The organism is Synechococcus sp. CS-205, assembly GCF_025128255.1.
Lineage (GTDB): Bacteria > Cyanobacteriota > Cyanobacteriia > PCC-6307 > Cyanobiaceae > Regnicoccus_A.
In genome coordinates, this window is record NZ_JAHLZB010000014.1 from 129,371 (window position 1) to 139,697 (window position 10,327).

The window sequence follows — 10,327 nt, forward strand, 5'->3', positions numbered from 1 at the left end:
ACCATGCAGCGAACCTACCTGGCCCTTGCGGGGGCCGGGCTTGCGGCCACCACGCTGCAGGCCGTCACAACTCCCCTGGCTGTGGCAGCCGGCGTGTTCGACACCCAGCCGGTTGAAGCATCCCGCTTTGCAGTCCTGGCCAAGCCAGTCGGCCTGGCCGACTGGTCGCTGGTGCTGATCGAGCAGGTGGCCAACGGTCAGCCCTGCTGGCAGGAGCGACCTGATGGGCTGGTGGACGCGGCGATGAACCGCTTCGACTCCAAGGGGGTCTGCGCCAGCTACGCCGGCAGCAACGCCTATTCCCTGCGGGTGGCTGACCAGGACCTGGCAAGCCGCTACCGCCTGCGCCTCAGCCAGGTGGGCGACGAGATTCAGTTGCAGGCCATGAGCCCGGCGGACACCACGCTGCTGCTGGTGGGCCGTGGGCAGGTGAGCCGCCGCGATTCCGATGGATTCGTCCCCATCCGCCTCGAAACCGACTGGCAGCTCAACCGCCGGCTCTACGGCCAGCAGGCGCTGAATCACATCTATTTCGCCGCCAGCAGCCCCCTGGAGCAACTGATCGCCAGCTCCGGTGGTGGTGGCAGCAACAGCGAGGGTGCCCAGCCGCTCCAGCCCATCTCCAGCGGAGTCATCTCCAGCCTCGGGCGTGACGTGGCCGACCTGGCCGGTGGCGGCGAGCTCGAAAGCGGGCCGATCGCCCTGCAGGTGGTGCCCTTCAAGGAGTGACAGTCGACACAGCGACCCTCGCCGCTGGCACCCCAACGATCCATCCCATATATTCTTCTTGTGTGAGGAGTGCAGAACGCTCTCCCGGGGTCGAAACGAGGACAGACTCCCGGCATCGTTCCACCTCTGAAACCCTGCCTTCGGCGGGGTTTTTTTTTGCCTTTGTCCAGCAAAAAGCCGGCCCCGAGAGGCCGGCTGAGGTGAATGAAAGGGGGGTGGCGGAGGGCAGGCCCCCGCCGGGCCTGATCACTTGATGGTGACCTTGCCGCCCACTTCTTCAATCGACTTCTTGAGAGCCTCGGCATCGGCCTTGGCGATGCCTTCCTTGACAGCCTTGGGGGCTGCCTCGACCAGGGCCTTGGCTTCGCCCAGGCCAAGACCGGTGGCCTCGCGGACGGCCTTGAGCACCTTGATCTTGGCGGCGGCGTCGAAGCTTTCGAGAATCACATCGAATTCGGTCTGCTCTTCAGCGGCCTCAGCGGCAGCGGCGGGAGCCGCAGCCACCATCACGCCAGCGGAAGCGGCGGCGGACACACCGAAGGCCTCTTCGATCTGCTTGACAAGCTCGGAAGCTTCCAGCAGGGAGAGAGTTTTCAGCGAATCGAGAATGTCGTCAGTTTTGGTGGTCATGGTTGAGAGTCAGCAACAGATCGGTGGGGTGGAGCCGGCGTGGCCGGATGGAAGCGGAGTGCTCAGCTGGCGTCGCCTTCGGCGTGCTGGTTGAGGGCTCTGGCGAGACCGGAGGGAACTTCGTTGATACCAACGGCCAGCTTGGTGGCCACGGCATTGATCGCACCGGCAATCTGGGCGATCAGCGCCTCCTTGGAGGGCAGCTCGGCAATGGCCTTGATGTCGTTCTGGGAGAGGAGCTTGCCTTCGAAAAGGCCTCCCTTCACATCCGACTTCTTCGTGTCCTTCTGGAAGGACTGAACGGCCTTGACGGCACCACCCACATCGCCCTTGATCAGGACGAAGGCATTGGTGCCGGTGAGCAGGGAATCGAGTTCCGACCAGGCGCTGTTTCCATCGATGGCACGGCGCATCAAGGTGTTCTTGGTCACCTTGCAGATGCCGTTGCTGGCCTGCAGACGGGTCCGCAGATCAGACATCTCCTTGATGGACAGGCCCTTGTAATCAAGGACCAACGCCATTTCGGCCTCACCGAGGAGCCCCTTGAGCTCTTCGATGATCTGTTGCTTGCTCTCCAGCGTGCGGCCCATGGGTTTGGTACGGATCGAGGGGAACAAGCCGGGAACGCGGCACCGAGGCCGAACCACTGACCATTGGGGCCAGAAGGCTCAGCCGACTTCGCAGCCGGTGCAGACCGGAGTGAAGTGTCGAGGCCGCTGAACGGTGATCCGCCCGGAGAATCCGAACCGGAAAAAAGTCGCGTGCACCTCGGCAGGGTTTACGAAGACCGTGGCCACCGGATCACCCGCTGAAGCGGGAAGCCTGGAGGCCGCAGCATTGACCTGCTGTCTTGGGCCGGGCGCGTGCCCGATCCACCAACTTACACGCGAGCGGTCCCGGGGTTGGAGGCGACCCTCAACCCTCGAGCTTGATGTCCTGAAGGGCAGTGAAGTCGACCGGGACCGAGGGGCCCATCGTGGAGGTCAGGTAGAGGCTGCGCCAGTAGCGGCCCTTGGCACCGCTGGGCTTCTGACGATCGATTGTTTCCTGCAGAGCCTTGAGGTTCTCCAGCAGAGCCTCCACCGTGAAACTCGCCTTGCCGAAGCGCACATGCACGATGCCGCTGCGATCGGCACGGAACTCCAGCTTGCCCGCCTTGAATTCGTTGATGGCCGCAGCAAGATCGGTGGCCACGGTGCCGGCCTTGGGGTTCGGCATCAGGCCGCGGGGACCGAGCACCCGGCCCAGCTTGGCCACCTTGGGCATCATGTCCGGGGTGGCGATCAGCAGGTCGAAGTCCATCTGGCCGCCGGCGATGGCCTCCACCAGATCGTCGTCGCCGGCGAGGTCTGCGCCGGCGGCCTTGGCCTCGGCCACCTTCTCGCCCCGGGCGATCACGGCGATGCGGATGGTCTGGCCGGTGCCCCTGGGCAGGGCCACGGTGGTGCGCAGCTGCTGATCGGTGTATTTGGGATCGATGCCGAGGCGCACGTGGGCTTCGATCGTTTCATCGAACTTGGCGTTGGCGTTGGCCTTGACCAGCTCGAGGGCCTCGTTCGGCGTGTAGTCACGGTCCTCGATCGTCTCGAGCAGGGCGGTGAACCGTTTGGATGTCTTGGGCATGGTTTTGAGCGGGGTTCAGGCGACAGGTTGTCCGCGGGCAGGGCTGAGGCCAGGGCCGGCGGCGACTGTCTCCCCCGGTGGGGTGAATGGTGGAGTGAAGCGGAACAGGTGGAGCAGGGCTCCAGTGGAACTCAGTCGCTGATGGCGACGCCCATGTTGCGGGCGGTGCCCTCAATGATCCGCATGGCTGAATCCAGGTTGGAGCAGTTGAGGTCGGGCAACTTGGTGCTGGCGATCTCCTGGAGCTGGGCACGGCTGATGGCGCCCACGCTGCCTTTGGCAGAGGTGGCGGCACCCTTCTCGATTCCGGCGGCCTTGGTGATCAGCACCGAAGCCGGCGGGGTCTTGGTGATGAAGGTGAAGCTGCGGTCTTCGAAGACCGAAATCTCCACCGGGATCACATAACCGGCCTTGTCCTGGGTGCGGGCGTTGTACTCCTTGCAGAACGCCATGATGTTCACCCCGTGCTGACCGAGGGCAGGGCCCACCGGTGGTGCGGGGTTGGCTTTGCCGGCGTTGAGCGCCAGCTTGATCACGGCAACGACTTTTTTGGCCATCGGCTGGTCTACGGAGGGAAGCGATGCGGATCGCCTGACCCTTGGGTCGAGGCGTCTGCTGAGGGCACCGGTCCGGTGCCCTCAGCCAGGGCCGCCCTCCGCAGGGAGACGGCCGCAGGGGGATCAGCTCTGCTTGCTGATCTGGGAGAACTCCAGTTCCACCGGGGTTTCCCGGCCGAAGATCGAGAGCAGGGCCTTGAGCTTGCTCCGCTCGCCCGACACCTCGATCACCTCCCCCTGGAAGTCTTTGAAAGGACCGGCCGTGACCAGGATCTGATCGCCCTCGGCCAGATCGACCTTGACAACGGGCTTCTTCTCAGCGGCACGCTTGAAGATCCGGTCGACCTCCTGGCGGCTGAGCGGCCTCGGCTTGATGTGACCGCGGGCGCGGCCGGTGGAGCGGCGCTCCTCCTGACCCACGAAATTGATCACGTTCGGTGTGCTCCGCACCGCCATCATCGTGTCTTCATCGAGCATCATCCGCACCAGCACGTAGCCGGGGAAGACCTTTTCCTCGGCGGCCTGACGGCTGCCGTCTTTCTTGAGCTTCACCGCCGGGGTCTGGGGGATCTCGATCTCGAGGATGCGGCTGTCGACCCCCAGGGTGATCGCGCGCTGCTCAAGGGTGGCCTTCACCTTCTTCTCACAGCTGGAGGCCACCTGCACCGCATACCAGCGGGCCACCATCGGCTTGCCCTGCCGCTCGGATTCCGGCGGAGCTTCAAGGGCGAGCACGTCTTCGACGACGGCGTCCTCAGGGGCCCCGTCGGGGCTGGTTGCGGTGACGAGATCGGCTTCGGACACGGGGACGGAGGAGTGGGAGCTCAGGAGGGATCAGGACGGGGGAGGCAGCGGCAGGACCGTTGCTGCCTCAGGGGAAAACCTGGCTGGAGGCCCAGCTGTAGAAACGATCGACGGCCGCGATGGTGGCAGCCGAGAGGCTCACCATCAGGATCACCGCCACCGACTCGCTGAACAGCTGCTGACGGCTGGGCCAGACCACCTTGCGCAGCTCTTCCAGGGTGGAAGAGACGAAACCAGCAGGACCAGACCGCTCCCCAGGGTTGACCTCCTGGGGGGCAGTGTCGTCGGGGGTGGTGGTGCGGCTGGGAGAATCCAAGGGCGCGAGCGCACCGGACGGCAAGGCGTACCGGCAAACGAACACCCTACCGGACACCCTTTCCGCCTTCACTCCAGAGGCAGGAACCGCAGGCCGTCGGCGCCCCCCGGGCCACTGGGGTCGCCGAGGCTCACCCGCACACCACGGGCCCCGCGGAAGTGGTCCTCCAGCAGTTCGGTGGCCAGGGGGTTTTCGATGCGGCGGCGCAGCACCCGGCGCAGGGGGCGGGCCCCGAATTCCGGCTCGTAGCCCAGCTCCGCCAGCCTGCTCACCACCGCTTCATCGATTTCGAGCACCAGCCTCTGCTCCTGCAGCAGGGCCGCCAGCTCCGCCACCTGCAGGCGCACGATCCGTTCCAGATCACCCGCCGCCAGGGGCCGGAAACGGATCACCTCGTCGATGCGGTTGAGGAACTCGGGCCGGAACTGTCCAGCCAGGGCACGCTCCACCGCCGCCTCCAGGCCTGACTCATCGCCGCTGCGGGCACTCTCGAGAATGGCCCGGCTGGCCAGGTTGCTGGTCATCACCACCACGGTGTGACGGAAATCCACGGTGCGGCCCTGGGAGTCGGTGAGACGGCCGTCGTCGAGCACCTGCAGGAGCAGGTTGAACACCTCGGGGTGGGCCTTCTCCACCTCATCGAGCAGCAGCACGGCGTAGGGCCGACGGCGCACGGCCTCGGTGAGCTGGCCGCCCTCCTCGTAGCCCACGTAACCGGGGGGCGCTCCCACCAGCCGGGCCACGGCGTTGCGCTCCATGAATTCACTCATGTCGAGCCGCACCAGGGCGTCCTCCTCATCGAAGAGGGCGGCCGCCAGGGCCTTGGCCAGCTCGGTCTTGCCCACGCCGGTGGGTCCGAGGAAGAGGAAGGAGCCCACCGGGCGGCGGGGGTCCTGCATGCCGGCCCGGGCCCGGCGGATCGAGGCGGCCACCGCCGCCACCGCTTCGGGCTGGCCGATCACCCGCTCGGCCAGGCGCTGCTCCAGCTCCAGCAGCTTCTGCCGTTCCCCGGCCAGCAGGCGCTGGATCGGGATGCCCGTCCAGCGGGCCACCACGTCGGCGATGTCACCCTCCTCCACCTGCTCGCGCAGCAGGGAGAGCCCTCCCCGCTGGTCGTCGAGAAGTTCCTCCTCGAGGGCGGCACGCCGCTGCTGCACCACCTGCAGCTGATCCACCTGCAGCCGAGCCGCCTCCTCGTACTCCCCGTCCCGTTCGGCCTCGCCGATCGCCAGCCGCAGCTCGTCGTCCTGCTGCAGCAGCTCCCGCAGCTCGGCGAGCTGATCACGCTCCGCCTGCCAGCGCCGCTGCAGATCCTGCAACCGCTCCAGGGCCGTGCGCCGCTGCTCCTGCAGGGCCACCCGCTCCTCCTGGGAGGCCGCCTCAGCCCCGAGCAGGGCGAGCTCGATGCGGCGCAGGTCGAGTTCGGCGGCCTCCACCACCTGGGGCTTGGAGGTGACCTCCATGCGCAGCTGGGCCGCGGCCTCATCAATCAGATCAATCGCCTTGTCGGGCAGGCAGCGGTCGGCGATGTAGCGATCGGAGAGCCGCACCGCCGCCTGCAGGGCCCCATCAGTGATGGTGACACCGTGGTGGAGCTCATAGCGCTCCTTGAGGCCCCGCAGGATCTCGAGGCTCACCTCCTTGCCGGGTTCGCGGATCAGCACCTGCTGAAAGCGGCGGTTGAGGGCGGGATCCTTCTCCACCGTGCGGCGGTAGTCCTCGGGGGTGGTGGCCCCGATGCAGCGCAGCTCCCCCCGGGCCAGGGCCGGCTTGAGGATGCTGCCGGCATCGGCGCTGGAGCGGTCGGTGCTCACCACCGTGTGCAGTTCGTCGATGAACAGCACCACCCCGGCATCAGCGCGGCCCGCCTCAGGCTCCTTCACCTCGGCGAGCACGCTGCGCAGGCGCTCCTCGAACTGACCGCGGAACTTGGCTCCGGCGATCAGGGCACCGAGGTCGAGGGCGATCAGCCGCAACCCCTTGAGGGAGTCGGGTACCTCACCGGTGGCGATGCGCTGGGCCAGCCGCTCGGCGATGGCGGTCTTGCCGACCCCAGGCTCCCCGATCAACACCGGGTTGTTCTTGCCGCGGCGGGAGAGCACCTGGATCAGCCGCCGGATTTCGGTGTCGCGGCCGATCACGGGATCGAGCAGCCCGGCGCGGGCGGCGGCGGTGAGATCGCGGCCGTACTGCTCCAGAGCGCTGGGCTCGGCGTCGAGGCTGAGCTCAGGCTCCGCAGGGGCAGAGGGTGGCCTGGTCGCCTGGCTGCCGCCCGCTGAAGGCATGGAATGGCGGGGGAACGCTGGCGGTGGCGGAGTGGGAGCAGGCGCGACGGCCGCGGCTGTGGGTGCCGCCGATGGGCTGTCGATCCAGTCGTCAGCCGCGACGGCAGTCGCCGCAAAGCGTCGGGGACGCCCGGCATCTGCGGAAGGCGTGGCGGGATCGCCTGCGGCAGTGGTCCCTGCCGAGGAGGCGCGGCGAGAGGAGGCGACGGGGGCCGCGGTGGCACCGGGCCGGAGGTGGCGCAGCAGCTCCTGCTCAGTCAGACCCTCCTCCGCCAGAAGATCGGCACCCAGGCGAGGTTCATCCAGCAGGGCCAGCAGCAGATGGGGGATGTCGAGCAGGCGCGAGCCCCAGCCGGCACGGCGCCGGTCGGCCTCCTCCAGCAGGTCTTCGAGGGCCTCGCCGATGTAGAGGTCATCGCCGGGCGAGGAGGGCTGCTCGGCGCAGAACGCCTCCAGGCCATCGAGCAGGCGCTCGGCCTGGATCGGCAAGGGATTCACCCAGGCTGCAAAGCGGGGATCCTGCAGCAGCGCCTGGAGCAGATGCTCCACATCCATCTGGCCGTGGCGCCAGCGGCGGGCCTGATCCTGGGAGGCCAGCAGTAGATCCCAGGCGGCCTCGCTGAAACGGTCGGGCTCGCTGGTGAGGCTGCCGGTGGGGACGGGTTCAGGCGGCTGCATCGGCCCTGGATGACAACTGAATCAGTTCCACCTTGTACCCATCAGGGTCTTCCACAAAAGCGATCACGGTGCTGCCGTGCTTCATCGGCCCCGGTTCACGCACCACCCGTCCCCCCTTGCCGGTGATCGCCGCACAGGTGCTGTGGATATCGTCGACGCCAAGGGCGATGTGGCCATAGCCGCTGCCGATGTCGTAGGCCGGAGTGTCCCAGTTGTGGGTGAGCTCGAGCACGCTGTGGTCGCTCTCATCGCCATAGCCCACGAACGCCAGCGTGAACCGGCCTGAGGGATAGTCCTTGCGGCGCAGCAGCCGCATCCCCAACACCTCCGTGTAAAACGCCAGGGAACGTTCCAGGTCTCCCACCCGGAGCATGGTGTGCAGCAGGCGCATGGGGGTTTCCGGAATCGTTGCGTCGATTCTGGCGTCGGCCCTGCCGGCGGCGTCTGGTCCGTCGGTACCGACCGTCACATCGGAGCTCCCCGGGGCGCCCCATAAGATCCCCCCAAGCCATGCCCGCCTGAAGTTTTCGTGTTCGACTCCCTCGACCTCGTGATCGATTCCATCGTGGCTCGGGAGGTGCTCGATTCCCGCGGTACCCCCACGGTGGAAGCGGAAGTCCGGCTGGAAGGGGGCGGGCAGGGACAGGCCATCGTGCCCAGCGGCGCCAGCACCGGAGCCCACGAGGCCCATGAATTGCGCGACGGCGGCAGCCGCTACGCCGGCAAGGGGGTGCTCAAAGCCGTGGCCAACATCGAAGAGAAGATCGCCCCGGCTCTCTGCGGCCTCACAGCCCTCGACCAGGTGGCGGTCGACAGCGCCATGATCGAGCTGGATGGCAGTGACAACAAATCGGCCCTGGGGGCCAACGCCATCCTGGCCGTGAGCCTGGCGGTGGCGCGGGCGGCCGCCGATGGGGTGGGCCTTCCCCTCTACCGCTACCTGGGTGGGCCGATGGCCACCCTGCTGCCGGTGCCGTTGATGAACGTGATCAACGGCGGGGCCCACGCCGCCAACAACCTGGATTTCCAGGAATTCATGCTGGTGCCCCACGGCGCCCCCAGCTTCCGCGAGGCGCTGCGGATGGGCACCGAGGTGTTTCACGTGCTCAAGGGGCTGCTCAAGGACGGGGGCCTCAGCACCGCTGTGGGCGATGAGGGCGGCTTCGCTCCCGATCTGGGCAACGTGGAAGCCGGCGAGCTGCTGGTTCGGGCGATCGAGAAGGCCGGCTACCGCCCTGGCGATCAGATCTCCCTGGCCCTGGATGTGGCCAGCACCGAGTTCTACGCCGACGGTCGCTACGCCTTCGGCGGCGGCAGCTACAGCAGCGCCGAGATGGTGGACCAGCTGGCGGTGCTGGTGAACCGCTTTCCGATCGTCTCGATCGAGGACGGCCTGGCGGAGGACGACTGGGAGGGCTGGGCGCTGCTCACCGAAAAGCTGGGCGGCACGGTGCAACTGGTGGGCGACGATCTGTTCGTGACCAACACCAGCCGCCTGCAGCGGGGCATCGACACCGCCACCGCCAACTCGATTCTGATCAAGGTGAACCAGATCGGCTCACTCACCGAAACCCTGCAGGCGATCGATCTGGCTGGCCGGGCCGGCTACACCAGCGTGATCAGCCACCGCAGCGGTGAAACCGAAGACACCACCATCGCGGATCTGGCGGTGGCCACCCGGGCGGGCCAGATCAAGACCGGGTCCCTGAGCCGCAGCGAGCGGGTGGCGAAATACAACCGCCTGTTGCGCATCGAGGATGAACTGGGCAGCCAGGCCCTGTATGCCGGGGCCGATGGTCAGGGCCCCAAGGGCAAGCTCTGAGCGTGCAACACCAGGATTGAGAGGACCCCACCCGCCCGCGGGAATCACGCAGGGGGCCAACCGAGAAGTGGCTCTCCAACGGATGCAAGCCCAGGGGGGACTTGAGGGCCCTCAGGGACGTTCCAGCAGAGCAGAGATGAAGATATCTCGGCGATCACGGCTAAATCCACAACTGATCAAGGGTTTTCGCTGCAGGCAGTAGGACGCAGCGCTCTCCGGGCAGCGGTGAACTCACTGGTGTCCCTTGGCGAACGAATGCCTATCAGGATCCCGCTCGCCCATCTTGCGCAGGCGAGGGGGGGCGCCATCCATTGACAGCCTCCGTCTTGGAACTGAGCCGGTTCCATCCGGTTTTCAGGAGTTCCTCAACAGAGTGATTCCCAATCCCATGACCTGCAGGGAGTGGCCCGGGAGAAGCGGCCGGCCAGGTACGTAGTCCATGGGCCCTTAGTAGCATCAAGGCGCGAACTTAAACGTGAAGCGTGAAGAAAAAACTGAGCTGAGGTTTGGATTTTGCTTAATCACTGTATCGGTTTGGTAGCGCAAGACAAGGCTGTTGCTCCACGACCATCGCCTGCTTAGGGGAATATCGATCGTGGTATCGAGCAAAGCGAAGCCGTCATTCCAATCGTCCAAATAACTGCCACCGCCAAACAGAATGGCCAGCCTGGATCCACCGATGGGGATCTCCCTGCCCACCAGGATCAGCCCGAGGGCCGCACCCAACTTGTCCTTTAGCCGTTGGTACCCATTCAGGGGGCGAGATGCTGAGTCACAGCATTGTGGCTGCCATGGTCATCAAGCGAGGCAGCAGATCTGCTCTGCTGATACCTCCGGTGCCGGGAGCGCTGCTCAGTCGCTGGGCAGCAGTGAGGGCATCTCA

Annotated in this window: 11 protein-coding genes; 2 read left to right on the forward strand and 9 right to left on the reverse strand. The window is 66.4% G+C overall.

What is annotated here, in order from left to right; translation table 11 throughout:
- The first annotated feature begins 3 nt into the window (after positions 1-3).
- The gene (locus tag KQ297_RS03545) at positions 4-729 is read left to right on the forward strand and encodes a DUF3747 domain-containing protein (RefSeq protein WP_259738197.1); all 726 of its coding nucleotides are present in this window, start codon (positions 4-6) and stop codon (positions 727-729) included.
- Between the two features lie 246 nt (positions 730-975).
- On the opposite strand, the gene rplL is transcribed toward KQ297_RS03545, so the two are convergent.
- From rplL to gloA, 8 genes are all read right to left on the reverse strand, one after another.
- The gene (gene rplL / locus KQ297_RS03550; RefSeq protein ID WP_185464264.1) at positions 976-1,359 is read right to left on the reverse strand and encodes a 50S ribosomal protein L7/L12; all 384 of its coding nucleotides are present in this window, start codon (positions 1,357-1,359) and stop codon (positions 976-978) included.
- A gap of 62 nt (positions 1,360-1,421) precedes the next feature.
- Complete coding sequence (gene rplJ / locus KQ297_RS03555) at positions 1,422-1,949, reverse strand: 50S ribosomal protein L10 (protein WP_185464265.1); 528 nt, start codon at positions 1,947-1,949, stop codon at positions 1,422-1,424.
- A 325-nt stretch (positions 1,950-2,274) separates the two neighbouring features.
- A complete protein-coding gene (gene rplA, locus KQ297_RS03560) occupies positions 2,275-2,982 on the reverse strand; it encodes a 50S ribosomal protein L1 (RefSeq protein WP_259738198.1) in 708 nt (235 codons plus the stop codon).
- A 131-nt stretch (positions 2,983-3,113) separates the two neighbouring features.
- On the reverse strand, positions 3,114-3,539 hold the full coding sequence (gene rplK / locus KQ297_RS03565; RefSeq protein WP_185464267.1) for a 50S ribosomal protein L11: 426 nt from the start codon (positions 3,537-3,539) through the stop codon (positions 3,114-3,116).
- A gap of 123 nt (positions 3,540-3,662) precedes the next feature.
- A complete protein-coding gene (gene nusG, locus KQ297_RS03570; RefSeq protein ID WP_399251110.1) occupies positions 3,663-4,343 on the reverse strand; it encodes a transcription termination/antitermination protein NusG in 681 nt (226 codons plus the stop codon).
- A gap of 67 nt (positions 4,344-4,410) precedes the next feature.
- On the reverse strand, positions 4,411-4,659 hold the full coding sequence (gene secE, locus KQ297_RS03575) for a preprotein translocase subunit SecE (RefSeq protein WP_185464269.1): 249 nt from the start codon (positions 4,657-4,659) through the stop codon (positions 4,411-4,413).
- 68 nt (positions 4,660-4,727) lie between these two features.
- Positions 4,728-7,622 carry an ATP-dependent Clp protease ATP-binding subunit gene (locus tag KQ297_RS03580; RefSeq protein ID WP_259738199.1) on the reverse strand — a complete coding sequence of 965 codons (2,895 nt, stop codon included), beginning with the start codon at positions 7,620-7,622 and terminating at the stop codon, positions 4,728-4,730.
- Entirely contained in the window at positions 7,609-8,013 is a 405-nt protein-coding gene (gene gloA / locus KQ297_RS03585) for a lactoylglutathione lyase (protein WP_259738200.1), read from the reverse strand. The genes KQ297_RS03580 and gloA overlap by 14 nt, the downstream gene beginning before the upstream one ends.
- A gap of 138 nt (positions 8,014-8,151) precedes the next feature.
- Between gloA and eno the strand changes: the two genes are divergently transcribed.
- Positions 8,152-9,444 (forward strand): phosphopyruvate hydratase, encoded by a 1,293-nt coding sequence (eno, locus tag KQ297_RS03590; protein ID WP_259738201.1) that lies wholly within the window; start codon positions 8,152-8,154, stop codon positions 9,442-9,444.
- Between the two features lie 456 nt (positions 9,445-9,900).
- On the opposite strand, the gene KQ297_RS03595 is transcribed toward eno, so the two are convergent.
- Positions 9,901-10,170: a hypothetical protein gene (locus KQ297_RS03595; protein ID WP_259738202.1), complete on the reverse strand. Its 270-nt coding sequence runs from the start codon at positions 10,168-10,170 to the stop codon at positions 9,901-9,903.
- Positions 10,171-10,327: the final 157 nt, after the last annotated feature.